The organism is Actinoplanes sp. NPDC048791 (assembly GCF_040650095.1).
Taxonomy (GTDB): domain Bacteria; phylum Actinomycetota; class Actinomycetes; order Mycobacteriales; family Micromonosporaceae; genus Actinoplanes.
In genome coordinates this window covers 1-24,566 of the sequence record NZ_JBEZGQ010000003.1, presented here as the reverse complement: position 1 = coordinate 24,566, position 24,566 = coordinate 1, and the positions used below count along the sequence as shown (strand labels likewise).

At 67.9% G+C, this 24,566-nt stretch carries 22 protein-coding genes and 3 tRNA genes; 1 reads left to right on the top strand and 24 read right to left on the bottom strand.

Annotated features, from left to right (window positions below; all coding sequences use genetic code 11):
* Positions 1–355: 355 nt before the first annotated feature.
* The 23 genes from tuf to AB0C29_RS00755 form a co-directional block, all read right to left on the bottom strand.
* On the bottom strand, positions 356–1,549 hold the full coding sequence (tuf, locus tag AB0C29_RS00865) for an elongation factor Tu (protein ID WP_212987332.1): 1,194 nt from the start codon (positions 1,547–1,549) through the stop codon (positions 356–358).
* Between the two features lie 127 nt (positions 1,550–1,676).
* Entirely contained in the window at positions 1,677–3,773 is a 2,097-nt protein-coding gene (fusA, locus tag AB0C29_RS00860; protein ID WP_360813680.1) for an elongation factor G, read from the bottom strand.
* A gap of 90 nt (positions 3,774–3,863) precedes the next feature.
* The gene (gene rpsG / locus AB0C29_RS00855; protein ID WP_125812313.1) at positions 3,864–4,334 is read right to left on the bottom strand and encodes a 30S ribosomal protein S7; all 471 of its coding nucleotides are present in this window, start codon (positions 4,332–4,334) and stop codon (positions 3,864–3,866) included.
* A 1-nt stretch (position 4,335) separates the two neighbouring features.
* The gene (rpsL, locus tag AB0C29_RS00850; protein WP_014440718.1) at positions 4,336–4,710 is read right to left on the bottom strand and encodes a 30S ribosomal protein S12; all 375 of its coding nucleotides are present in this window, start codon (positions 4,708–4,710) and stop codon (positions 4,336–4,338) included.
* A gap of 389 nt (positions 4,711–5,099) precedes the next feature.
* Entirely contained in the window at positions 5,100–5,594 is a 495-nt protein-coding gene (locus tag AB0C29_RS00845; RefSeq protein ID WP_360813678.1) for a hypothetical protein, read from the bottom strand.
* An 89-nt stretch (positions 5,595–5,683) separates the two neighbouring features.
* Positions 5,684–6,022: a hypothetical protein gene (locus AB0C29_RS00840; RefSeq protein ID WP_360813697.1), complete on the bottom strand. Its 339-nt coding sequence runs from the start codon at positions 6,020–6,022 to the stop codon at positions 5,684–5,686.
* Between the two features lie 88 nt (positions 6,023–6,110).
* Complete coding sequence (locus AB0C29_RS00835; RefSeq protein ID WP_360813676.1) at positions 6,111–10,001, bottom strand: DNA-directed RNA polymerase subunit beta'; 3,891 nt, start codon at positions 9,999–10,001, stop codon at positions 6,111–6,113.
* 108 nt (positions 10,002–10,109) lie between these two features.
* On the bottom strand, positions 10,110–13,550 hold the full coding sequence (locus AB0C29_RS00830; protein WP_360551794.1) for a DNA-directed RNA polymerase subunit beta: 3,441 nt from the start codon (positions 13,548–13,550) through the stop codon (positions 10,110–10,112).
* 612 nt (positions 13,551–14,162) lie between these two features.
* Positions 14,163–14,546 carry a 50S ribosomal protein L7/L12 gene (rplL, locus tag AB0C29_RS00825; RefSeq protein WP_203776602.1) on the bottom strand — a complete coding sequence of 128 codons (384 nt, stop codon included), beginning with the start codon at positions 14,544–14,546 and terminating at the stop codon, positions 14,163–14,165.
* 57 nt (positions 14,547–14,603) lie between these two features.
* Positions 14,604–15,149, bottom strand: coding sequence for a 50S ribosomal protein L10 (gene rplJ / locus AB0C29_RS00820; RefSeq protein WP_360551791.1), 546 nt, complete (start codon positions 15,147–15,149; stop codon positions 14,604–14,606).
* 273 nt (positions 15,150–15,422) lie between these two features.
* Entirely contained in the window at positions 15,423–16,124 is a 702-nt protein-coding gene (locus AB0C29_RS00815) for a hypothetical protein (RefSeq protein WP_360813674.1), read from the bottom strand.
* Positions 16,121–16,948: an ATP-binding cassette domain-containing protein gene (locus tag AB0C29_RS00810; RefSeq protein ID WP_360813672.1), complete on the bottom strand. Its 828-nt coding sequence runs from the start codon at positions 16,946–16,948 to the stop codon at positions 16,121–16,123. Before AB0C29_RS00810 ends, AB0C29_RS00815 begins: the two co-directional genes overlap by 4 nt.
* A 62-nt stretch (positions 16,949–17,010) precedes the next feature.
* Positions 17,011–17,727, bottom strand: a complete 717-nt coding sequence (rplA, locus tag AB0C29_RS00805) for a 50S ribosomal protein L1 (protein ID WP_360813670.1) — start codon at positions 17,725–17,727, stop codon at positions 17,011–17,013.
* Between the two features lie 70 nt (positions 17,728–17,797).
* Complete coding sequence (gene nusG, locus AB0C29_RS00800; RefSeq protein ID WP_360813668.1) at positions 17,798–18,526, bottom strand: transcription termination/antitermination protein NusG; 729 nt, start codon at positions 18,524–18,526, stop codon at positions 17,798–17,800.
* A gap of 27 nt (positions 18,527–18,553) precedes the next feature.
* Positions 18,554–18,916 (bottom strand): preprotein translocase subunit SecE, encoded by a 363-nt coding sequence (secE, locus tag AB0C29_RS00795; RefSeq protein WP_360813666.1) that lies wholly within the window; start codon positions 18,914–18,916, stop codon positions 18,554–18,556.
* A 126-nt stretch (positions 18,917–19,042) separates the two neighbouring features.
* Positions 19,043–19,115 (bottom strand) — tRNA-Trp (locus tag AB0C29_RS00790).
* 97 nt (positions 19,116–19,212) lie between these two features.
* The gene (locus AB0C29_RS00785; RefSeq protein WP_360813664.1) at positions 19,213–19,608 is read right to left on the bottom strand and encodes a MaoC family dehydratase; all 396 of its coding nucleotides are present in this window, start codon (positions 19,606–19,608) and stop codon (positions 19,213–19,215) included.
* A gap of 2 nt (positions 19,609–19,610) precedes the next feature.
* Entirely contained in the window at positions 19,611–20,057 is a 447-nt protein-coding gene (locus AB0C29_RS00780) for a MaoC family dehydratase N-terminal domain-containing protein (RefSeq protein ID WP_360551777.1), read from the bottom strand.
* A gap of 87 nt (positions 20,058–20,144) precedes the next feature.
* Positions 20,145–20,312 (bottom strand): 50S ribosomal protein L33, encoded by a 168-nt coding sequence (gene rpmG / locus AB0C29_RS00775; RefSeq protein ID WP_067495822.1) that lies wholly within the window; start codon positions 20,310–20,312, stop codon positions 20,145–20,147.
* Positions 20,313–20,440: 128 nt separating this feature from the next.
* A tRNA-Met gene (locus AB0C29_RS00770) sits at positions 20,441–20,513 on the bottom strand.
* A 61-nt stretch (positions 20,514–20,574) separates the two neighbouring features.
* Positions 20,575–20,650 (bottom strand) — tRNA-Thr (locus tag AB0C29_RS00765).
* A 102-nt stretch (positions 20,651–20,752) separates the two neighbouring features.
* Positions 20,753–23,281, bottom strand: coding sequence for an EAL domain-containing protein (locus AB0C29_RS00760; protein ID WP_360813662.1), 2,529 nt, complete (start codon positions 23,279–23,281; stop codon positions 20,753–20,755).
* A 68-nt stretch (positions 23,282–23,349) separates the two neighbouring features.
* Entirely contained in the window at positions 23,350–23,508 is a 159-nt protein-coding gene (locus AB0C29_RS00755) for a hypothetical protein (RefSeq protein WP_360813660.1), read from the bottom strand.
* 259 nt (positions 23,509–23,767) lie between these two features.
* On the opposite strand from AB0C29_RS00755, the gene AB0C29_RS00750 reads away from it, so the two are divergent.
* Complete coding sequence (locus AB0C29_RS00750; protein WP_360813658.1) at positions 23,768–24,163, top strand: hypothetical protein; 396 nt, start codon at positions 23,768–23,770, stop codon at positions 24,161–24,163.
* 38 nt (positions 24,164–24,201) lie between these two features.
* On the opposite strand, the gene AB0C29_RS00745 is transcribed toward AB0C29_RS00750, so the two are convergent.
* Positions 24,202–24,566 (bottom strand): rhodanese-like domain-containing protein (locus AB0C29_RS00745; RefSeq protein ID WP_360813656.1); only part of this gene is annotated, 365 nt, incomplete at its 5' end.

Genomic DNA, 24,566 nt, shown 5'->3' with positions numbered 1-24,566 from the left:
CCTTCTCTCGATGCCGCTACGTGCGAAAGCTGTGGCCCTCGCATGCCCGCAGGACCGTTGGTCCTGCGATGTCCGACCCCCGCGGTCGGGCGTGTCGCGCTCTGGAATCAAGCTCCGCCCCAGGTCTCTGGAGCGATCTTGCCCGCAAGGATTCCCCCGGAGGGAAGCCCTTGATCCGTCGGGATCGGGGATGCCGGCGGCCAGTCAAAACACGCCGGACACCCGGCGAGGGTGGCTGACCGCCCTCTCTCAAGAGCGAGAGCAGCCAACCACCCTGCGCGGACGCAACCTGACTAGTATGCCGTATCGATCGCGGCAATGCTAATCGGGGTCACCATTGAGGCGGAGGCCTCAATCAGACGTTGATCTTCGTGACCGTTCCGGCGCCGACGGTGCGGCCACCCTCACGGATCGCGAACTTCAGGCCCTGCTCCATGGCGATCGGCTGGATCAGCTTGACCGACATCGAGGTGGAGTCGCCCGGCATGACCATCTCGGTGCCCTCGGGCAGCGTGACGACGCCGGTGACGTCCGTGGTGCGGAAGTAGAACTGCGGGCGGTAGTTCTGGAAGAACGGCGTGTGCCGGCCGCCCTCCTCCTTCGAGAGGATGTAGACCTGGCCCTCGAACTCCGTGTGCGGAGTGCTGGAGCCCGGCTTCACCACGACCATGCCGCGCTCGACGTCCTCGCGCTTGATACCGCGCAGCAGGAGGCCGACGTTCTCACCCGCGCGGGCCTCGTCGAGCAGCTTGCGGAACATCTCGATGCCGGTGCAGACGGTCTTGGTCGACTTCTCGCGGATACCCACGATCTCGACCTCCTCGTTCGGCTTGAGGATGCCGCGCTCGGCCCGGCCGGTGACGACCGTACCGCGACCGGTGATCGTGAAGACGTCCTCGATCGGCATGAGGAACGGCTTGTCGGTGTCGCGCTCGGGCTGCGGGATCGCGGTGTCGACCGCGTTCATCAGCTCGAGCAGCTTGCCGGTCCACTCCGCGTCGCCCTCGAGCGCCTTGAGCGCCGAGACGCGCACGACCGGAAGGTCGTCGCCCGGGAACTCGTAGGTGCTCAGCAGCTCGCGGACCTCGAGCTCGACGAGCTCCAGGAGCTCCTCGTCGTCCACCATGTCGCTCTTGTTCAGGGCGACGACGATGTACGGCACGCCGACCTGGCGGGCCAGGAGCACGTGCTCCTTGGTCTGCGGCATCGGGCCGTCGGTCGCGGCGACCACCAGGATCGCGCCGTCCATCTGGGCGGCACCGGTGATCATGTTCTTGATGTAGTCGGCGTGGCCGGGGCAGTCCACGTGCGCGTAGTGCCGCGACGCGGTCTGGTACTCGACGTGCGCGATCGAGATCGTGATGCCGCGGGCCTTCTCCTCCGGCGCCTTGTCGATCTCGTCGAACGGCGTGTAGGGGTTGAGGTCCGGGTACTCGTCGTGCAGGACCTTCGTGATGGCCGCAGTCAGCGTCGTCTTACCGTGGTCGATGTGACCAATGGTGCCGATGTTGACGTGCGGCTTAGTCCGCTCGAACTTCGCCTTCGCCACTGGTGTCCTCCTGTGGACTGTGTCTTTTCTTCTCGTCCGGCACGCCGATAAGGCGATCAGGACTCTGTCGACTGCTCGTGCACGTGCGGTCCTCGACGGACCGCACGTGCCTCATCAGGCTGGGAGCTTACGCGCCCGTGGCCTTGGCGATGATCTCCTTCGCCACGCTCTGAGGAACCTCGGCGTAGGAGTCGAACTGCATGCTGTAGCTCGCCCGGCCCTGGGTCTTCGACCGGAGGTCGCCGACGTAGCCGAACATCTCCGAGAGCGGCACCAGAGCCTTGATGACGCGAGCGCCGGAGCGCTCCTCCATCGACTGGATGATGCCGCGGCGGGAGTTGAGGTCACCGATGACGTCACCCATGTTGTCCTCAGGGGTGGTGACCTCAACGGACATCATCGGCTCGAGGAGCGCGGGGTCGGCCTTGCGGGCCGCCTCCTTCATCACGATCGAGCCGGCGATCTTGAATGCCATTTCCGACGAGTCGACCTCGTGGAACTGACCGTCCACCAGGGTCAGCTTGACGCCGACCATCGGGTAGCCGGCGAGGACGCCGTACTGCAGCGAGTCCTGCGCGCCCGCGTCCACCGAAGGGATGTACTCCTTGGGGATGCGACCACCGGACACCGCGTTGACGAACTCGTAGGTCGGGCCGTCGGCGGCGAGCTCAAGCGGCTCGACGGTGACGACGACCTTCGCGTACTGGCCCGAGCCACCGGTCTGCTTCTTGTGCACGTACGTGAGCTTCTCCACCTTGCCGCGGATCGTCTCGCGGTACGCCACCTGCGGCTTACCGATGTTCGCCTCGACGTTGAACTCGCGACGCATACGGTCCACGAGGATGTCGAGGTGCAGCTCGCCCATGCCGGCGATGACGGTCTGCCCGGTCTCCTCGTCGTTGAAGACGCGGAAGGTCGGGTCCTCCTCGGCCAGGCGCTGGATGGCGACACCCAGCTTCTCCTGGTCGGACTTGGTCTTCGGCTCGATGGCGACCTGGATGACCGGCTCCGGGAACGTCATCGACTCCAGGATGACCGGGTGCGCCGGGTCGCTGAGCGTGTCGCCCGTGGTGGTCTGCTTGAGACCCTGCACGGCGATGATGTCGCCGGCCCACGCCGTCGGACGCTCTTCGCGCTTGTTGGCGTGCATCTGGTAGATCTTGCCGATCCGCTCCTTGCGGTCCTTGGTGGAGTTGACCACCTGGGAACCGGACTCGAGCGTGCCGGAGTAGACCCGGACGTACGTCAGCTTGCCGAGGTGCTTGTCCGTCTGGATCTTGAAGGCCAGACCGGAGAACGGCTCGTCGTTCGACGGCTTGCGGACGATCGGCGTCTCGCCGTCGGTCGCGGTGCCGTCGATGGCCGGGACGTCCAGCGGCGACGGCAGGAAGTCCACGACGGCGTCGAGCATGGGCTGAACGCCCTTGTTCTTGAACGCCGAACCGCAGAGCACCGGGTTCGCCTTGCTGGCGATCGTGGCGCGCCGGATGGCGGCCTTGATCTCGTCCTGGGAGACCTCTTCGCCCTCGAGGTACTTCTCCATGACGAAGTCGTCCACGTCGGCGAGCGTCTCGATCAGCTTCTCGCGCCACTCGTTCGCGGAGTCGACCAGGTCGGCCGGGATCTCCTCGATCGCGTAGTCGTCACCCTTCTGGGTCTCGCCACGCCAGGTGAACGCCTTCATGGTGATCAGGTCGACGACGCCGATGTGCTCGCTCTCGAGCCCGATCGGGATCTGCAGGACGAGCGGGGTGGCGTTGAGCCGGTCGATCATCATCTGCACGCAGCGGAAGAAGTCGGCGCCGGTCCGGTCGAGCTTGTTGACGAAGCACATCCGCGGGACGTGGTACTTGTCCGCCTGCCGCCAGACGTTCTCCGTCTGCGGCTCCACGCCGGCGACACCGTCGTAGACCGCGACGGCACCGTCGAGCACCCGCAGCGACCGCTCGACCTCGACCGTGAAGTCGACGTGGCCGGGCGTGTCGATGATCTGGATCGTGTAGCCCTTCCACTCGCACTTCGTGGCGGCGGAGGTGATGGTGATGCCGCGTTCCTGTTCCTGTTCCATCCAGTCCATGACGGCCGCGCCCTCGTGGACTTCACCGATCTTGTACGTGATACCGGTGTAGAACAGGATCCGCTCGGTCGTCGTGGTCTTACCAGCGTCGATGTGCGCCATGATGCCGATGTTGCGTACCTTGGCGAGCGCGTCTGCGGCAGCCACTTCAATCCCTACTTTTCTTCGTCGTCGTCTCTGCAGGACCGGTACGACTGAACTGCGACGGCCCGGCGGGAACCGGGCCGGCAGCGGGTCTTACCAGCGGTAGTGCGCGAAGGCCTTGTTGGACTCCGCCATCTTGTGGGTGTCCTCGCGCCGCTTCACAGCTGCGCCGAGGCCGTTGCTGGCGTCGAGCAGCTCGTTCTGCAGCCGCTCGATCATGGTCTTCTCGCGGCGGGCCTTGGAGTACTGGACCAGCCAGCGCAGACCGAGGGTGGTCTGGCGCGGGGTGCGCACCTCGACCGGCACCTGGTAGGTCGCGCCACCGACGCGGCGGCTGCGGACCTCGAGGGTCGGCTTGACGTTGTCCATGGCTCGCTTGAGCGTGACCACGGGGTCGGTGCCGCTCTTCTCACGGCAGCCCTCGAGGGCGCCGTAGACGATGCGCTCGGCGAGCTGACGCTTGCCGCCGACCAGGATCTTGTTCACCAGCTGGGTGACCAGCGGCGAGTTGTAGACCGGGTCCGCAACCAGCGGGTGTTTCGGCGCTGGGCCTTTACGGGGCATGTCAGCTCTTCTCCTTCTTCGCGCCGTAACGGCTGCGGGCCTGCTTGCGGTTGCGGACACCCTGGGTGTCCAGCGAACCGCGGACGATCTTGTAGCGGACGCCCGGGAGGTCCTTCACACGACCGCCACGCACGAGCACGATCGAGTGCTCCTGCAGGTTGTGGCCGACGCCCGGGATGTACGCCGTCACCTCGATCTGGCTGCTGAGCTTCACACGAGCGACCTTGCGCAGCGCAGAGTTCGGCTTCTTGGGGGTAGTGGTGTACACGCGCGTGCACACGCCGCGCCGCTGAGGGCTTCCCTTCAGCGCCGGCGTCTTGGTCTTGCTCGTCTTCGCCTGGCGGCCCTTTCGGACCAGCTGCTGGATCGTGGGCACCGGGTTTCTCCGCTCCCTTCGGCCGCCCTTCAGCGGCCGCACCGTCTTCGTTCTGCCTTGTGCACCGAGAGATCCCGTTTGGATCCCCGGCACCCGCGGTCGGGCGTGTCGTCCGGCTCACGGTCCCGCCGCGCGCTTGACGCACGCTGCGGATGTTCTGTCTTTGTCAGGGCTGTAACCCTGTCGTGCCACTGCCCCGTCGGTTACTACAGACTCGGGCGCACGCACGAGTTGCCCGGGCTAGCCCGGGCACGAGGGGAAAGAGTACCCACCACAGGGACACAGGTCAAAACGAGAACTGTTTCCCCTGATGGACATCTCCAGCTAACAAGTGTACCGGGTGCCTCGGCGTGACGACGCCTCGGTGTCGGATCCGGCTGCACAGGGCCTCACGAGAACTGCAACACCACTACCAACAGCAGGGTCAGCGCCGCAATTCCCAGCCCCGCGGCACCGCAGGAGATCCCCGCGGTGGCCACGCCCCGGCCCACGAAACGGACCCTGCCGTCCTGCCCGGAACGCTTGATCTGGCGCCGGGCGGCCAGCCCGACACCCACCGCACCCCCGCCGACCAGCACTCCCAGCAGCGCGAACGCGCCCGCCACCACGGCGCCCCAGCCATCGGACTGACCGAGCAGGCCGAAGCAGAGCACCAGCGTGGAGATCATGATCGCGCCGATGCCGGCGATGAGCGAGCCGGTGGCCAGACCGGACGTGATCGGCGCCACCCGCAGCTGGACCAGGGCGAACTCGGTGCCGGCGACCGGCTCGACGCGTTCCGGGGTCCACGCCTCGCTCGGCTTGGGCAGCAGCGCCGGCGGGGGCGGGCCGGCCATCGACACCGGCTGTCCGGCCGGTGGCCACGAACCTGGTTGCTGCGTCACCGGACCGTCCCTCTCGCCGCGTACCCCTGGATCTTCGAGCATGTCACCCGAACGTGGTCCGGCGCAGCCCTGGGGCCGCTACCGGGCGCTCAGTCGGTGTTGGAGTCGAAGTCCTGGCCGCCGGTCGTGCCGGCCAGGTGCAGCAGGCCGGCGATCGACGCGACGACCAGCGCGGTCAGCGCCAGCACTATCCCGGCCCAGGCCAGCCGCTCTCCGCGGCGGACCCAGGCGGCCCCGAGGAGATAGCCGCCGGCGGCGTAGGCCTGGCGCCGGACCTGCCGGGCCAGGACCAGGGCGACCGTGGCGGGAATCACGCCGCCGACCAGCGCCCCGGTCAGCAACGCCACGACCCCCAGCGCGAAGACCGCCCGGGCCTTGGTCGACGGCGCCGGTTCGGGATCCATCGGGTGCCGGGTGGGTGCGGTCATCGCGGGATACGTCACCCCTTCATCTTAGGAACGCCGAAGGGCGGCCGCGCATCGAAGCGCGACCGCCCAACGGTGGAGAGCAGAACCCTTAGCGGTACGACCCGAAGTCGAAGTCGTCCAGCGGCACAGCCTGCCCGCTGGCCGGCCCGAAGCCGTAGTCGGTCTCGGGGTACCCGGTCATCGAGTACACCTTCGCCTTGGCCTCCTCGGTCGGCTCGACCCGGATGTTGCGGTACTTGCTGATGCCCGTACCGGCCGGGATGAGCTTGCCGATGATGACGTTCTCCTTGAGGCCCACCAGCGAGTCGCTGCGCGAGTTGATCGCAGCGTCGGTGAGCACCCGGGTGGTCTCCTGGAAGGAGGCCGCCGAGAGCCAGGAGTCGGTCGCCAGCGAGGCCTTGGTGATACCCATCAGCACCGGACGACCGGCGGCGGGCTCGCCACCCTCGCCCACGAGCCGGCGGTTCTCCGACTCGAAGAGCGCCCGGTCGACCAGCACGCCCGGCAGGAACTCGGTCGCGCCGGAATCGATGACCGTGACCCGCTTGAGCATCTGGCGGATGATGATCTCGATGTGCTTGTCGTGGATGAGCACACCCTGCGAGCGGTAGACCTCCTGGACCTCACTGGTCAGGTGGACCTGGACCGCCCGCGGACCCATGATGCGCAGCAGCTCGTGCGGATCGATGGTGCCCTCGGTGAGCTTCTCGCCGACCGCCACGTGGTCGCCGTCGTGGGCCCGCAGCTTGACGCGCTTGGAGATCTTGTCGTACACGATCTCCTCGCTGCCGTCGTCCGGGATCACGATGATCTTCCGCGAGCGCTCGCCGTCCTCGATGCGGATGCGGCCGGGGGTGTCGGCGATGGGCGCCTTGCCCTTCGGCACGCGGGCCTCGAAGATCTCCTGCACACGCGGCAGACCCTGGGTGATGTCCTCACCCGCGACACCACCGGTGTGGAAGGTACGCATCGTCAGCTGCGTACCGGGCTCACCGATGGACTGGGCCGCGATGATGCCGACGGCCTCGCCGATGTCGACCGCCTTGCCGGTCGGCAGCGAACGGCCGTAGCAGGCCGCACACACACCCAGCTTCGACTCACAGGTCAGGACGCTGCGCACCCGGACCGTCTCCACGCCGGCCGCGACCAGCTTGTCGACCATGATCGAGTTGAGGTCGTCGCCACGCGACACCACCCGGTTGCCCTGGGCGTCGTCGATGTCGTCGGCCAGCGTCCGGGCGTGCACGCCGGTCTCGGCGTGCGTGTGCACAGCGAGGGTGCCGTCCGGCTCGCGGTCCGCCACCTGCATCGGGATCGCGCGGTCGGTGCCGCAGTCCTCCTCGCGGATGATGACGTCCTGCGAGACGTCCACCAGACGCCGGGTCAGGTAACCCGAGTCGGCGGTACGCAGCGCGGTGTCGGCCAGACCCTTACGGGCACCGTGCGTGGAGATGAAGTACTCCAGCACGGTCAGACCCTCGCGGTACGACGAGGTGATCGGGCGCGGGATGATCTCGCCCTTGGGGTTGGCCACCAGACCACGGATCGCGGCGATCTGCCGGAGCTGGAGGAGGTTACCGCGGGCGCCGGAGTTGATCATGACCCAGAGCGGGTTCTCCTGCGGCAGCGCCGTCTCCATCTCCTTCGAGATGTCCTTGGTCGCGTTGGTCCAGATGTCGATGAGCTCGCCGCGACGTTCCTCGGCGGTCATCAGGCCACGCTGGTACTGCTTGTCGATGCGGTCGGCCTCACCCTGGTAGCGGGCGATGATCTCCGGCTTGCGCGGCGGGGCGACGACGTCGCCCATACCGATCGTCACACCGGACCAGGTAGCCCAGTGGAAACCGGCCTCCTTGAGCGCGTCCAGGGTCGCCGCCAGGGCGACCTTGGGGAAGCGCTCGGCGAGGTCGTTGACGATCGCGGAGAGCTGACCCTTGCGGATCTCGTAGTTGACGTAGCGGTAGCCCGGCGGCAGCGTCTCGTTGAAGAGCACCCGTCCCAGGGTGGTCTCCACGGTCAGCTTGTCGCCCGACTCCCAGCCCTCCGGACGCTCCCAGGTGGGGGCGCCGGCGCCGTTGTCAACCTCGAGCACCTCGGGCAGGCGGATCTTCACGAGCGCCTGCAGGTGCAGCTCGCCGTTGTCGAACGCCATCCGGGCCTCGGCGTCCGAGCTGAACGTCCGGCCCTCACCCTTCGCACCCTTGGTGAGGTGCGTCAGGTAGTAGAGCCCGATGACCATGTCCTGGGTGGGCATGGTGACCGGCTTGCCGTCGGCCGGCTTGAGGATGTTGTTCGACGACAGCATCAGGATCCGGGCCTCGGCCTGCGCCTCGGCCGACAGCGGCACGTGCACCGCCATCTGGTCACCGTCGAAGTCGGCGTTGAACGCCGTACAGACGAGCGGGTGGATCTGGATCGCCTTGCCCTCGACCAGCTGCGGTTCGAAGGCCTGGATGCCCAGACGGTGCAGCGTCGGTGCGCGGTTCAGCAGCACCGGGTGCTCGCTGATGACCTCTTCCAGGACGTCCCACACGACCGCGCGCTGCCGCTCGACCATGCGCTTGGCCGACTTGATGTTCTGCGCGTGGTTGAGATCCACCAGGCGCTTCATCACGAACGGCTTGAACAGCTCCAGCGCCATCTGCTTCGGCAGGCCGCACTGGTGCAGCTTGAGCCGGGGGCCGACGACGATGACGGAACGGCCGGAGTAGTCGACGCGCTTGCCGAGCAGGTTCTGACGGAACCGGCCCTGCTTGCCCTTGAGCATGTCGGACAGCGACTTCAGCGGACGGTTACCCGGGCCGGTGACCGGCCGGCCGCGGCGGCCGTTGTCGAACAGTGCGTCGACGGCCTCCTGCAGCATCCGCTTCTCGTTGTTGACGATGATCTCGGGGGCGCCGAGGTCGATCAGCCGCTTGAGCCGGTTGTTCCGGTTGATCACACGGCGGTAGAGGTCGTTCAGGTCGGACGTGGCGAAGCGGCCACCGTCGAGCTGCACCATCGGGCGCAGGTCCGGCGGGATGACCGGGACGCAGTCCAGGACCATGCCGAGCGGCGAGTTGCGGGTGTTCAGGAACGCCGCGACGACCTTGAGGCGCTTGAGCGCACGGATCTTCCGCTGGCCCTTGCCGCTGCGAATGGTCTCGCGCAGCGACTCGGCCTCGGCGTCGAGGTCCATGTTCTGCAGCAGCGCCTTGATCGCCTCGGCACCCATGCCACCGGTGAAGTACTCACCGAAGCGGTCGCGCAGCTCGCGGTAGAGCAGCTCGTCGGTGACCAGCTGCTTGCTGTCGAGCTTGCGGAAGGTGTCGAGCACCTCGTCCAGGCGGTCGATCTCGCGCTGCGCCTTGTCACGGATCTGGCGCATCTCGCGTTCGCCGGCCTCCTTGACCTTGCGGCGCACGTCCGCCTTGGCCCCCTCGGCCTCCAGCTCGGCAAGGTCCTGCTCGAGCTTGCCGGCGCGCTTCTCGATCTCGGAGTCACGGCTGTTCTCGGACTGCCGCTTCTCGGCGAAGATCTCGTTCTCGACCGTGGACATGTCGCGGTGACGCGCTTCGGCGTCCACGCTCGTGATCACGTACGAGGCGAAGTAGATGATCTTCTCGAGATCCTTGGGCGCCAGGTCGAGCAGGTAGCCCAGCCGGCTCGGCACACCCTTGAAGTACCAGATGTGCGTGACCGACGCGGCCAGCTCGATGTGACCCATGCGCTCACGACGGACCTTGGACCGGGTCACCTCGACGCCGCAGCGCTCACAGATGATGCCCTTGAACCGGACCCGCTTGTACTTGCCGCAGTAGCACTCCCAGTCCCGCTGAGGACCGAAGATCTTCTCGCAGAAGAGTCCGTCCTTCTCGGGCTTGAGCGTGCGGTAGTTGATCGTCTCGGGCTTCTTGACCTCGCCGTGAGACCACTGCCGGATGTCGTCAGCGGTAGCAAGGCCGATACGCAACTCGTCGAAGAAGTTGACGTCGAGCACTTGGACTATCCCTCGTGTTTCGTTGCTCGGATAAATTCCAGGCCGGCGGGGGCGTCCCCGGCGCTCGGCTCACCTTGCAGTGGGCCGGACCGCCGGGGACGCTCTCCGTCAGATCTCTTCGACGCTGCTGACGCCCTCGTTCGGGCGCCGGGACAGGTCGATGCCGAGTTCTTCCGCGGCCCGGAAGACCTCGTCGTCCGTCTCGCGCATCTCCAGGGCAACACCGTCGCTGGAGAGCACCTCGACGTTCAGGCACAGCGACTGGAGCTCCTTGAGAAGCACCTTGAAGGACTCGGGGATTCCCGGCTCCGGGATGTTCTCGCCCTTGACGATCGCCTCGTAGACCTTCACGCGGCCGAGTACGTCGTCGGACTTGATGGTGAGCAGTTCCTGCAGTGCGTAGGCCGCACCGTAGGCCTGCATCGCCCAGCACTCCATCTCACCGAAGCGCTGGCCACCGAACTGCGCCTTACCACCCAGCGGCTGCTGCGTGATCATCGAGTACGGGCCGGTGGACCGCGCGTGGATCTTGTCGTCGACCAGGTGGTTGAGCTTCAGGATGTAGACGTAGCCCACCGAGATCGGGTCCGGCAGCGGTTCACCGGAACGACCGTCGAAGAGCTGCGCCTTGCCGTCGCCGTTGACCAGCCGCTTACCGTCGCGGTTGAGCAGGGTCGACTCCAGCAGGCCCTTGATCTCGTCCTCCTGGGCACCGTCGAAGACCGGGGTCGCCACGTTGCTGTCCTTCGGCGACTCGTGGGCCTCGATGGCGCGCAGCTGGCGCTTCCAGTCGGCGTCCTCGCCCTCGACCTCCCAGCCCGTCTTGGCGATCCACCCGAGGTGGGTCTCCAGGACCTGGCCGATGTTCATGCGCGAGGGCACACCCAGCGGGTTGAGCACGATGTCGACCGGGGTGCCGTCCTCCAGGAACGGCATGTCCTCGATCGGCAGGATCTTGGAGATGACGCCCTTGTTGCCGTGCCGGCCGGCGAGCTTGTCACCGTCCTGGATCTTGCGCTTCTGGGCGACGTAGACCCGGACCAGCTCGTTCACGCCGGGGGGCAGCTCGTCGCCGTCCTCCCGCGAGAACGTACGGACACCGATGACCGTGCCGGTCTCGCCGTGCGGCACCTTCAGCGAGGTGTCCCGGACCTCCCGGGCCTTCTCACCGAAGATCGCGCGCAGCAGCCGCTCCTCCGGGGTCAGCTCGGTCTCGCCCTTGGGCGTGACCTTGCCGACCAGGATGTCGCCGGGCACGACCTCGGCACCGATCCGGATGATGCCGCGCTCGTCCAGGTCGGCGAGCATTTCCTCGCTGACGTTGGGGATGTCGCGGGTGATCTCTTCCGGGCCGAGCTTGGTGTCGCGGGCGTCGACCTCGTGCTCCTCGATGTGGATCGAGGTGAGGACGTCCTGCTGCACGAGGCGCTGCGACAGGATGATCGCGTCCTCGTAGTTGTGGCCTTCCCAGCACATGAACGCGACGAGCAGGTTCCGGCCGAGGGCCATCTCCCCTTCGTCGGTGCACGGACCGTCGGCGATGACCTGGCCGGCCTCGACCCGGTCGCCTTCGAAGACGACGGGCTTCTGGTTGACACAGGAGCCGGCGTTGCTGCGACGGAACTTGTGCAGCAGGTAGGTCCGGCGGTGGCCGTCGTCCTGGTGCACCGTCACGTAGTCGGCGCACAGGTCCTCGACCAGACCGCCGACCTCGGCCACGACCACGTCGCCGGCGTCGACCGCGGCACGGTATTCCATGCCCGTGCCGACCAGCGGCGCCTCGGCCTTGACCAGCGGAACGGCCTGACGCTGCATGTTCGCACCCATCAGGGCGCGGTTGGCGTCGTCGTGCTCGAGGAACGGGATCATCGCCGTCGCGACCGAGGTCATCTGCCGCGGCGAGACGTCCATGTAGTCGACCTCGGTGCCGGGCACGTAGTCGACCTCACCGCCCTTACGGCGGACCAGGACGCGATCCTGCGCGAAGGTGCCGTCGGACGCCAGCGTCGCGTTGGCCTGCGCCTTGACGAAGCGGTCCTCCTCGTCCGCGGTGAGGTAGTCGACCTGGTCGGTGACCCGGCCGTTCTCCACCTTGCGGTACGGGGTCTCGATGAATCCGAACGGGTTGACCCGCGCGAACGTCGAGAGGGCACCGATCAGGCCGATGTTCGGGCCTTCCGGCGTCTCGATCGGGCACATCCGGCCATAGTGGGACGGGTGCACGTCACGGACCTCGAAGCCCGCCCGCTCACGGGACAGACCACCGGGGCCGAGCGCGCTCAGCCGGCGCCGGTGGGTCAGGCCCGCCAGCGGGTTGGTCTGGTCCATGAACTGCGACAGCTGCGACGTGCCGAAGAACTCCTTGATCGCCGCCACCACGGGGCGGATGTTGATCAGGGTCTGCGGCGTGATCGCCTCGACGTCCTGGGTCGTCATGCGCTCGCGGACGACGCGCTCCATCCGGGACAGGCCCACGCGGACCTGGTTCTGGATGAGCTCGCCCACGGTGCGCAGGCGCCGGTTGCCGAAGTGGTCGATGTCGTCGGCCTCGTAGCCCTCCTCACCGGCGTGCAGCCGGCAGAGGTAGTCCACGGTCTTGACGATGTCTTCCTCGGTCAGCGTGCCCCGGACGATCGGGACGTCGATGTCGAGCTTCTTGTTGAACTTGTACCGGCCGACCTTGGCGACGTCGTACCTCTTCGGGTTGAAGAAGAGGTTGTCGAGCAGGGTCTGCGCGTTCTCACGCGTCGGGGGCTCGCCGGGACGGAGCTTGCGGTAGATGTCGAGCAGGGCCTCGTCCTGCCCGCCGATGTGGTCCTTCTCGAGCGTCGTCATGAGCAGCTCGGACCAGCCGAACCGCTCCCGGATCTGGTCCGCCGACCAACCGATCGCCTTCAGCAGGACGGTGACGGCCTGCCGGCGCTTGCGGTCGATGCGGACACCGACGGTGTCGCGCTTGTCGATGTCGAACTCGAGCCAGGCACCCCGGCTCGGAATGACCTTGACGCTGGAGAGGTCACGGTCGGAGGTCTTGTCCGGCTCCTTGGTGAAGTACACGCCCGGCGAGCGGACGAGCTGACTCACCACGACGCGCTCGGTGCCGTTGATGACGAACGTCCCCTTGGGGGTCATCATCGGGAAGTCACCCATGAACACCGTCTGGCTCTTGATCTCGCCAGTGGTGTTGTTGGTGAACTCCGCGGTCACGAACAGCGGTGCGCAGTAGGTCAGGTCCTTCTCCTTGCACTCTTCGATAGAGGCCTTGACCTCGTCGAAGCGCGGCGCTGAGAAGGACAGCGACATGGTGCCGGAGAAGTCCTCAATGGGACTGATCTCTTCGAGGATCTCTGCGAGGCCCGAGTGGGCATGTGGATCGTCCGTAGAGCGCGTCTGCCAAGCCTCGTTCCCGACCAACCAGTCGAAGGACTCCGTCTGGAGGGCGAGGAGGTTGGGGACTTCGAGTTGCTCATCGATCCTGCCGAACGAGATACGGCGGGGAGCGTAAGCGCTCGACGTACGACTGGTCTTCGCAGGGCGGGAAGCTGCCAAGATGCGTCCTTCCGAGGACCGGTGCTGCTGATGCGGCTGAGCTGCTGATGCAACTGTCTGCGTCACTTGTGTGCGTGCACTCCAATGAACCCCCAGGAAATCATCCGGATCGATGTTCCTGCAGGGCTCATGACAGAAGGCAGCGCAAACTAGCAGTGTAGCCGCTCGGCTAACCGCTGTCCAGCCCACACCGGAGGGGGCCTGCGGAACGGTGTCCCCGCGGCCTCTGACCTGCGCCTTCATGGTCAGTGCCTCGTGCGGGGCCGCTCGGAACGCGGCGTCTCTCCCTCGGGTGCCGGTCTGTGAGAACCCGGTTGAAGCGGGTGTACCCACAGGACGGCTGTCGCAAGCGCGGAAACTTGCTGATGCCAGCGTGCCTGTCAGCGGACACACAGTCAAGGGTTCCGCCACGGGTCGGTCCTGCGCCGTCGTCCACCGGACGTGGCATAGCGACTTTAGCGTACGAAAAGCGGGGGCTGGCCACATTTGTCCGTCAGCCATCCGACGGCCGGCGAAACCGCCTCTGACCAGGGATTTCATCGTCCGGAAACAGGGCAGGCGAGGACCCTTGCGGGTCCTCGCCTGCGCCGAGGTAAAGCGGTGGAGCTCAGGTCACTTGAGGGTGACCTTGGCGCCCTCGCCCTCGAGCTTGGCCTTGGCGGCCTCGGCCTTCTCCTTGTTGACACCCTCGAGGATCGCCTTGGGGGCGGCCTCGACGGCGTCCTTGGCCTCCTTGAGGCCCAGGCCGGTCAGCTCACGCACGACCTTGATGACCTGGATCTTCTTGCCACCGTCACCCTCGAGGACGACGTCGAACGAGTCCTTCTCGGCCTCGGCCTCGGCCGGGGCAGCAGCGCCACCGGCGGCGGCGACGGCGACCGGCGCGGCCGCGGTGACCTCGAAGACCTCTTCGAACTGCTTCACGAACTCGGACAGCTCGATCAGCGTCATTTCCTTGAACGCGTCAAGCAGCTCGTCGGTGCTGAGCTTCGCCATGTCTGGCAACCTTTCGTTGTTTCTGTGAATGGAAAGTCGAACTTCCGCGCGGCCTGATCAGGCCTCGGCGGAACCGTCCTGTGCGCGCTTGTCCTGCAGAGCCGCGGCCAGGCGGGCGACCTGGGCGAGCGGGGCCTGGAACGTGGCCGCCGCCTTGGTCAGGTTGCCCTTCATGGCGCCGGCGAGCTTCGCCAGCAGCACCTCACGGGACTCGAGGTCGGCGATCTTGCTGACCTCTTCGGCCGAGACGGCCTTGCCCTCGAAGACGCCGCCCTTGATGATCAGGACGGGGTGGGCCTTGGCGAAGGCACGAAGGCCCTTGGCCGCCTCGACCGGGTCCCCGCCCACGAAGGCGAGCGCGGTAGGACCGGTGAACAGCGTGTCGAGGCCCTCGATACCCGCGTCGGTCGCCGCCCGCTTGGCGAGCGTGTTCTTCGACACGGAGTACTTGGTGTCGTTGCCCAGCGAGCGCCGCAGCTCGGTGATCTCGGAAACCGTGAGGCCGCGGTACTCGGTCAGCAGGGTGGCCGCGGAGTTACGGAAGTTCTCCGTGAGCTCGGCGACGGCAGAGGCCTTGTCGGCCCGGACCGGCTTGTCCGCCATGTCCCTCCTCTCTCAGTGCTCAGCCGCTGGCCGGAACTTCTCAGCGAGCCCGAGCACGAGAAACGCCCCGGCGCAGGGCGCACGGGGCGGGACATGGACGCGTTGCCGCGTCGACATGATCACGAACCGTTCTCCCCTGCGCGGGCCGCCCGAATGCTGCGGGACCTTCGACCGCCACTTCCGTCCAGGACAGGAAGGGCGACGACCAGCGGTCTATGGGTGGAACTTCTCGGCAAACTGTACGCGAGCGCGAGCGCTACCTCCAAATCACCGTCATGAGCGGCTGCGGCGCAGACGCCCGTAACCACCGAAGGCAACCGCGCACCACAGCGTCGTCCAGCCGCCGAGCAGCCAGAACGTCCCCGCCGGGGGCAGCTGGTCGGCGCTCAGCGCACGCGCCGTCGCCATCACCGGCGGCACCAGCCACGGGGCGACCGAGCCGCTCAGACCGAGCACGACCACCAGCACGGAACCGGTCACCAGCACGATGAGGCCGTTACGGACCGTCCGGGTCACGGCTCGGCTGGCCAGGGCACCGAGCGCCACAGCGGCGGGCACTGCCAGCAGATGAGCCAGGACGCCGAGCGCGATGCCGGCCGCCAGGGACGGCTCGGCGGAACCGGGCTCCGGGGAGCTGATGGCGTGGAACGGCCACCACGGCACGAGCAGAGCCACGACGCAGAACCCCAGACCCAGGATCGTGGCGGCCAGCAGTCCGGCTGCTGCCTCGCGGCGGGCGCCGACGGCGAGGCGGGCCAACCGCCGCTGGCCGTCCGGCTCGGTGTCCAGCACGAGTTTGGCCTGCCAGGCCAGCACCGGGAAGAGCATCACGGCGGAGTAGCCGTAGGCCGGGGCGGCCGGTGACTGGCCGCCGCCGTGGATGACGCCGAGCAGGGCCAGGGCGGCGATCAGCGGGGCCAGGGCACGACCGCCGCGTACGAAGGCGGTGAGGCGCATGCGGACGAGGGCGGTCACCGGGCCGCCTCCCCGTCTGCCGGTGCGCGGCCGGGTCGGCGTACCCCCAGGACACGGTGACCGTCGGCACGCAGCCGGGCCACCGTCTCGTCGGCGTTCGCCCGGCGGACGGCGACTTCGACCACGACCTCGTCGCGGTCACCGGCCAGGTCGGCCGCCGAGTCGAGATGGACGGCGTTGCCGGACACGACCTCGTCGCGGTCACCGGACGGGTCAGGCGCCGCGTCGACGTGGACGGCGCCGTCGGCCACCGTCCAGTGGACCGCGTCCGGCAGGCCGGCGATCTCGCCGCGGTGGTCGCTGACCAGCACCGCTCCCCCGGCCGCGGTGACCTCACCGACGATGTGCGGGATCAGCGTGCGGGCGACGGAGTCAAGGCCCTCCCACGGCTCGTCCAGCACCAGCAGGCCAGGAGTGATGAGCAGGGCCTGGGCCAGGCCGACCTTCTGCGCCGTGCCCTTGGAGAGGTCGGCCAGCCGGGTGTGACGGTGCTCGGCGAGGCCGAGGCGCTCGACCCAGTGCTCGACCCGGGCGGTGCCGCGCAGCCCGCGCAGGGCCGCCATCCGCGTCAGATATTGCCCGGCGGTGAAGGGCTGGTCGGCCGGGAAGCGCTCGGGGACCCAGCCGACGATCGACGGCCGCTCCCGCACAGCGCCTCGGCCCGGGCGCAGCACTCCGGCGGCGAGCTGGAGCAGCGTCGATTTGCCGGCGCCGTTGCGGCCGAGCACGACCACGGTGGAGCCGGGCTCGACAGTGGCGTCCACCGTCCGCAGGGTCCACCCGGCCCGGCGTGCGTACCGGAACCAGACCTGGTCGAATCGCACGCCGGACAGCTTGGCACAAAGAAAGCCCCCGGGGAGATCCCCGGGGGCTTCCTGTGGATGCGTCAGGCGTCGGCGTTGTCGCCGCGCAGGTTCTTGACGACGTTCGGGTCGACCGGCACGCCGGGGCCCATGGTGGTGCTGACGGTGACCTTCTTGAGGTACTTGCCCTTGGCCGCGGACGGCTTGGCCCGCAGGACCTCGTCGAGGACCGCGCCGTAGTTCTCCACCAGCTGCTCCTCGGAGAACGAGGCCTTGCCGATGATCAGGTGCAGGTTGGAGTGCTTGTCCACCCGGAAGGTGATCTTGCCGCCCTTGATGTCGTTGACCGCCTTGGTCACATCCATGGTGACCGTGCCGGTCTTCGGGTTGGGCATGAGGCCACGGGGGCCGAGGATCCGGGCGATCCGGCCGATCTTGGCCATCTGGTCCGGGGTGGCGATCGCGGCGTCGAAGTCGAGCCAGCCACCCTGGATGCGGGCGACGAGCTCGTCCGTGCCGACCTCGTCGGCGCCGGCCGCCACGGCCTCCTCGGCCTTGGCGCCCTGGGCGAAGACGATCACCCGGGAGACCTTGCCGGTGCCGTGCGGCAGGTTGACCACGCCGCGGACCATCTGGTCGGCCTTACGCGGGTCCACGCCGAGGCGCATCGCGACCTCGACCGTGGCGTCGAACTTGGTGGGGCTGGCGTTCTTGGCGATCTTGACAGCCTCGGCCGGCGCGTAGAGCGCGTTGAGGTCGATCTGCTCAGCTGCCTTGCGGTACGCCTTGCTGCGCTGCATGTCTCTCTTACTCCTGTGGTAGATGGCGGGACGCGCCGTTCGCGCCCCTCCCACGACTTCCGTCTGTGAACTAGATCTTGGCGACCTGGTTGAAGTTGAGCTCCACCGGCGTCTCGCGACCGAAGATGGAGACCAGTACCTTCAACTTCTGCTGGTCGGCATTAATTTCACTGATCGAGGCCGGCAGCGACGCGAAGGCGCCGTCCGTGACGGTGACCGAGTCGCCGACCTCGAAGTCCAGCACGCGGACCTCGGGCTTGGCCTTCTTCTCCTCGGCCTCGACGGCCGGGGCGAGCCACTTGAGCACCTCGTCGAGCGAGAGCGGCGCCGGGCGGTCCACCCGGTCGGTCGCACCCACGAAGCCGGTCACCCCGGGCGTGTTGCGCACACACGAGTACGACTCGGGGGTGAGATCCATCCGGACCAGGATGTAGCCGGGGAAGACCTTGTTCTGCACCTGGAGGCGCTTGCCGTTCTTGACCTCGACCTCTTCGCGGGTCGGCACCTCGACCTGGAAGATGAACTCCTCCATGTCGAGGCTCGTGATCCGGGTCTCGAGGTTGGTCTTGACCTTGTTCTCGTAACCGGCGTACGAGTGCACCACGTACCAGTCGCCGGGGGCGTAGCGCAGCTTCTGCCGCAGCTCGGCGACCGGGTCGTAGTTCTCGTCCGCCTCCGGGGCTTCCACCTCGGCGGCTGGCTCTTCGCTGGCGGCCTCGACCGACTCGGCATCGTCCGCCGTCGCGACCGCGGACTGCTCGTCGGCGGCCAGGGCGGTCTCGTCGTCGTACTCAGGCACGCTTGCTCACTTCCGTAACTCTCAGCTTCAGTTGCCGAACGTCGCCAGGATGGCCTTGCCGAACCCGTAATCCAGGAGCGCCACGATGGTGGTCATCACGGTGACGAAGGCGATCACGACGCCCGTGTAGGTCAGCAGTTCCTTGCGGGTCGGCCAGATGACCTTACGCAGCTCGCTGACGACCTCGCGGAAGAAACCGCCGATGCGGTTGCCACCGCGCCGGCCCTCACGCCTGGTCGACACGCTGCCGGACTCGGCCTTGTCGCCGCCACGGCTCTCGGACTCGTCGGCCGCCTCGACGGCGTCGTCCTGGACGTCGCTGTCGGTGTAGGCCTCATCCTCGGGGCGGTCGCCTGCAGCGTCGTCACCGGGTCGCTTCCTCTCGGCCACTTCCGCCCTCTTCCGTCGTCGATGGGATGTCGCATCGGCGCCGTATGCGGCGGTCGGTCAAGCCGGCCGCCCGCCGCCGGGCGAACCGGCCATGGGGCCGGTCCGGTTACTGGGCCGATCGGTGCGCAGGGGTGACAGGACTTGAACCTGCAGCCTGCGGTTTTGGAGACCGCTGCTCTGCCAATTGAGCTACACCCCTTTGTGAGGCATCCTGCCCGTCGCAGCGCGAAAGGCAGGGTTCACTACCCCACGGCGGACCAGTGTACGGGTAGGTCCGCGTGATTCCCAACCCGGGCCTACCTCTTGCGGATGGTGGCCCTCGCGAGCGACAGCACCTTCTCGCCGCCGCAGGTCGCGGTCAGTTCCAGCTTGGTCAGCCCGTCGTCGGTGACCTCCTTGATCACCCCGCTGATCACCACTTCGGTGCCCTCGTCGGTGTCCGGCACCGGCACCGGCCGGCTGAACCGCACGCCGAACTCGACGACCGCGTCGGGCGCACCGGCCCACGCCGTGACCGCGCGGCCGGCGAGAGCCATCGTGTACATCCCGTGGGCGATGACGCCGGGCAGGCCGACGCTCTTGGCGATCCGGTCGCTCCAGTGGATCGTGTTGAAGTCGCCGGAGGCGCCGCAGTAGCGGACCAGGTCGAGCCGGGTGACCGTGAACGTCTGGGTGGGCAGCGTGTCCGTCATGATCAGTTCTCCCCGCGCTGGACGAGCTTGGACCAGACCGTGACGACCGGCTCGCCGGCCTCGGTGGTGACCTCGGTGCGGGTGGTCAGGAAGTCGTGACCGCCCCGCGAGGTGATCTCGTCCACCGTGTTCACACAGACGAGGGAGTCGCCGGCCACCACCGGGCGGGTGTAGGCGAACTTCTGGTCGCCGTGCACCACCCGGCTGTAGTCCAGGCCGAGGGCCGGGTCCGCGACGATCTGCCGGCTGGCCGCCATGGTGATCACGACCGGGAAGGTGGGCGGGGCCACCACGTCGGGATAGCCGGCCGCGCGAGCAGCCTCCGGGTCGTGATACTCGGCGTCGGTGGCACCGATCGCGGCGGCGAACTCGCGGATCTTCTCGCGGCCCACGAGATAGGGCGCGGTGGCCGGCCAGCTGCGGCCGACAAAGGACTGGTCGAGGGGCATGAGGCGAAACTACCTGCCCGTCACTGCCCGGGTAAACAGAAGTGGCGGCGACCCCGGAGGGTCACCGCCACGCCGTCGTACGAAAGATCAGCGGGTCTCGCGGTGCAGGGTGTGCTTGCCGTCCCGGGGGCAGAACTTCTTCAGCTCGATGCGGTCCGGGTCGTTGCGGCGGTTCTTACGGGTGATGTAGTTCCGCTCCTTGCACTCCGTACACGCCAAGGTGATCTTGGGACGGACGTCGGTCGCCTTGGCCACGGCGGGGTGCCTTCCTGCTAACGGGATTCACATACGACATACCAGCGTAGACGCTAGTCACGCGGACATGCAAAACCGGCGGACGGATGCCCGGGTTCGTACGGCATCCGGGACGGGTCCCGGATGAGTAGCGGTGGCCGGACTTGAACCGGCGACACAGCGATTATGAGCCGCTTGCTCTGCCATCTGAGCTACACCGCCGCGCCAGGCTCACGATCGAACGCCCTCACCGATCTTGGCGAGGGCGAAGGACGAACCCGGTTGGAGCCCCCTTACGGAATCGAACCGTAGACCTTCTCCTTACCATGGAGACGCTCTGCCGACTGAGCTAAGGGGGCGCGCGCGATCTCTCGCGTGATGCGCAGACAGAAGCTTACACGGCTGGCCAGCCCAGGTGAAATCGCCTCCCCGGTGTGGCGAAATCGCTGGTCAGCGGCCTGTCATCCGACGGCCCGCAAGCGGCGCACCTCGCCGGTCGGTGTCTCCTCCGGCTCGGTCTGGGCGCTGAGCCAGGTGTTCAGCCGCTCCACCGGCAGCGGCCGGCTGAAGAAGTAGCCCTGCCCGATCTCACAGCCCATCTCGGCCAGCAGATCGAAGGTGAGCTCGCTCTCCACGCCCTCGGCGACCACGGTGAGCCCGAACTCGCGGGACAGCCCGACCACCGCCCGGACGATCGCCAGATCGCCGGAGTCGGTCGCCATGCCCTGCACGAAGCTGTCGTCGATCTTCACCTCGTGCACCGGCAGCTGCCGCAGGTAGGACAGCGAGGAGGCGCCCGTGCCGAAGTCGTCGACCGAGAGCCGGACACCGAGGTCGCGCAGCCTGTACAGGGTCGGCAGGGCCCGTTCGATCTCGCCGAGCATGCTGGGCTCGGAGATCTCGAAGGTCACCTGCTGCGGCGGCACCCGGTATTGCTTGAGCAGCTCGTGCACCTGGTCGGGGAAGCGCGGGTCCAGCAGGGTGCGCGCGGACAGATTCACCGCGATGGAGAGCGGCCGGCCGGCGTCGGCCCACTCCCGGCAGTGCCGCAGGCCCGCGGTGAGCACCACCTCGGTCAGGCGGTGCAACTGACCGGTGTGCTCGGCGACCGCGACGAAGTCCTCCGGGGACACCTCCCCGTGCGCCGGGTGCTGCCAGCGCGCCAGGCACTCGACCCCGATCAGGTGCCGGTCCTGGATGGTTACCTTCGGCTGGAAGTGCACCTCGAGCTCGCCGGAGTCCAGAGCGCGGCGCAGATCGGCGGCCAGGCCCAGGCGGCGCACGGCCCGGGACTCCAGCGCGGGGTGGAAGAGCTGGACGCCGTACGGCAGCGCCTTGGCCGCGTTGGCAGCCAGCTCGGCCCGGCGCAGCAGGGCGTCGGGGTCGTCACCGTGGTCCGGCTGCACGGCCACGCCCGCGGCGGTGTCCACGTCGAGCGTGAGCGTGCCGACGGCCATCGGGCCGCGGAGCTGCTCCCGCATCTCGGTGGCCAGCCGTACGGTCTCCTCGGTGCTCTCCGCCCGCAGCGTGACCACGAACTCGTCACCGCCGATCCGCCCGACGAGCGCACCCGCGCCGGCGATCTTGCGCAGCCGTACGGCGACCTCGGTGAGCAGCTTGTCGCCGGCGTCGTGCCCCATCGACTCGTTGACGTCACGCAGCCCGTCGACGTCGAACAGGATGACCGCCACCACCTCACCGGGGGTACGGATCTTGACGGACTCGGTGAGCGCGTCGGTGATCCGCCGGCGGTTGGGCAGCGACGTCAGCCGGTCGTGGTACGCGTCGTAGCGCAGCCGCTCGACGAGGCGCGAATTCTCGACCGCGGCGGCGGCGTGCGCGGCGATCGTCTCGACCACGCGTACGTCTGTGGTGGTGAAGTGTTTGAGATCGCCGAGCCGGTTGATCACCTCGAGGGTGCCGATCACCGCCTGCCCGGACCGCAGCGGCACGACGATGCAGTCCTTCAGGCCGGCCTCCTGCAGCGCCGGCAGCAGGTCCTGGTCGGTGTCCAGCCGGGACCCCACCGCGACGCTGCGCCGCTCGGTGGTGGCCCGCCGGGTCAGCTCCGGCGGCGTGCGGCTGAGGTCGAGCAGTCCCTGGGCCTCCACCTTGGAGGTCAGCAGGACCTCGGGATGGCGCCCGGACTCGGGAAGGCGGAAGGTCGCATACTCGGCCTGCATCAACGCCCGGGCCCGCACCAGCAGCGAGTCGATGAGGCTGACCCCCTGGCTGGACTCGACCACCGCGTTGGCCAGCTCGTAGAGCTCGGCGAGGGTGTGGTGCTGGCGCAGGAAGTCCGAGTAGGACCGGTAGGCCAGGCTGAGCACCCCGGCCAGCACGAAGAGCAGGAACGCGGACCACCAGGTGGCGTCGAGCGCGACGATGAAGACGAGCCCGATGACGATGCAGACCTCGGCGGCGAGCAGGCCCGGCCACGCGACGCGCAGCATCTCCAGGCCGGCCTGGACACCTTGCAGGGTTGCCATCAGCGCGACCATGGCCAGCAGCGTCACCAGCGTGGTGACCGTGGCCGCGACGCCGAGCACCAGCCAGGTGCCCGGGCCGGTGCCGTGGATCTCCGGCAGGACCTCGAGCACGATGCCGCCGGTGGCGACGCCCGCGCCGGCGCGGGCGACGTTGAAGGCCAGCTTGTCGACGCCGGCCCGCAGGCGTAGCTCCTTGATGAGCATGGCGGTCACGGTGACCGCCACCACCAGCACGGCGGGCGCGAAGAAGAACCCGATGACGATCGGAATCTCGATCAGGCCCAGCGCGACGCCGTGCCGGCGGATCTGGATGTACCGCGAGCCCATGCCCAGCAGCACGAAGAACGGCAGCCCGAGCACGGCCAGCAGCCAGTAGTCGGACCAGTCGTCGTGGCGCAGGGCGAGCACGACGCTGAAGACGATCGTGATGATGGACAGAGTCCCGGTGATCAACCAGACGTACTCAGCTGATCGCCGCGGTGGGGACTGACGCCCTGCCATCCAACGCCCCTACCGGTCGGTGTGCTCCAGACGTGGTGTCGAGTGAAGCGGCCGTGGTCCGGCCTCGATCAGTGCCACTCGAAGTCGAACTGGGCCTCGACCACGGAGATGGGCGCGGCGACGGTGGCGTTGCTGCCCACGGCATTCGTTGCGAGCAACCCACCGAATGACAGACCGAGCGCCACGAACAAGCCGGCGGTGAAGCGGCCGAGCTTCTTTGTGAACATCTATGGCTCCTGTGCTGAAGGTGTCAGTCGGGGTGGGGGTTCCATGATGGTGCCACACGCTGAGTACGTCAGACACCGCCGAACGGCGGGTCGGAACCGCACATCCCGAAATCTTGACTGAACGGCTGAGGTGTTCATGAAGTTAGGGCACACAAAATTGAGGCCTTTGGGCCCGATTTATCGCGAGAAGTGAGCGCAATTCGCTTCGGTTTGTCAGGCCAGCTTGACGTCAGGGAAACCTGACGGAAGACTGCGATTCATGACTACTCCCGACGAACTGGAGCAACAGCACACGCTCTCCACCGCCACAACGCGTTACGACGAGCTGAGGATGCGGGATGCCCTCGCGGCGATGACGGCGGACGCCGACAACCCGCCGCTGTCCCGCGAGGAAGCGCTGGAGTTGCTGGCCCTCAGTGAGGTGGTCATCCGCAAGGCCGGCTATGGACGGCAGGCGATGGTGCGGTCCGCGCGGGGCAGCGGGGCGTCGTGGAATCAGATCGGGGCGGCGCTCGGCACGAGTAAGCAGGCCGCGTGGGAGGCGCACAACCGGTGGATCGAAGAGCAGGCGCGTCAGCATGAGCTGACCGGTTTCGAGGGGCTGGATCCGGACGAGGCCTCCGACGCCCGCGGCCTGGCCGGGCGCCCGGACTAGGAGCGCGTCCGGTCCCGCCGCTTGCGGAGCGGGCCGGGCTAAGCGCGCTCGCCGGTCGCGGCCGGGCGGTCGGTCGCGCTGTACTGCGACCACGAGCCGGGGTAGAGCCGGCCCACACCGAGGCCGGCGTGCTCCAGGGCGAGCAGGTTGTGGCAGGCGGTCACGCCTGAACCGCAGTAGGAGACGACGTCCGCACCCTCCCCCACCCCCACGGCGACGAACCGCTCGCGGAGCTCGGCGACGGGCAGGAAGCGGCCGTCGGCGCCGAGATTCTCCCGGCACGGCAGATTCCGCGCGCCCGGGATGTGACCCGCCCGCGGATCGACCGGCTCGGTGTCACCCCGGAACCGCGCCGCGTCGCGCGCGTCGAGGACCACGGAGGAGCTGCCGGCCGCGTCGTCGA

Bases quoted from the DNA above. Each gene is read 5' to 3' on its own strand.
- AB0C29_RS00840 (WP_360813697.1), bottom strand. From the start codon at position 6,022: ATGACCGCACCCACCCGGCACCCGATGGATCCCGAACCGGCGCCGTCG.
- rplL (WP_203776602.1), bottom strand. From the start codon at position 14,546: ATGGCGAAGCTCAGCACCGACGAGCTGCTTGACGCGTTCAAGGAAATG.
- rpsG (WP_125812313.1), bottom strand. From the start codon at position 4,334: ATGCCCCGTAAAGGCCCAGCGCCGAAACACCCGCTGGTTGCGGACCCG.
- AB0C29_RS00785 (WP_360813664.1), bottom strand. From the start codon at position 19,608: ATGACGGACACGCTGCCCACCCAGACGTTCACGGTCACCCGGCTCGAC.
- AB0C29_RS00760 (WP_360813662.1), bottom strand. From the start codon at position 23,281: ATGGCAGGGCGTCAGTCCCCACCGCGGCGATCAGCTGAGTACGTCTGG.
- AB0C29_RS00750 (WP_360813658.1), top strand. From the start codon at position 23,768: ATGACTACTCCCGACGAACTGGAGCAACAGCACACGCTCTCCACCGCC.
- AB0C29_RS00755 (WP_360813660.1), bottom strand. From the start codon at position 23,508: ATGTTCACAAAGAAGCTCGGCCGCTTCACCGCCGGCTTGTTCGTGGCG.
- rplA (WP_360813670.1), bottom strand. From the start codon at position 17,727: ATGCAGCGCAGCAAGGCGTACCGCAAGGCAGCTGAGCAGATCGACCTC.
- rplJ (WP_360551791.1), bottom strand. From the start codon at position 15,149: ATGGCGGACAAGCCGGTCCGGGCCGACAAGGCCTCTGCCGTCGCCGAG.
- AB0C29_RS00780 (WP_360551777.1), bottom strand. From the start codon at position 20,057: ATGCCCCTCGACCAGTCCTTTGTCGGCCGCAGCTGGCCGGCCACCGCG.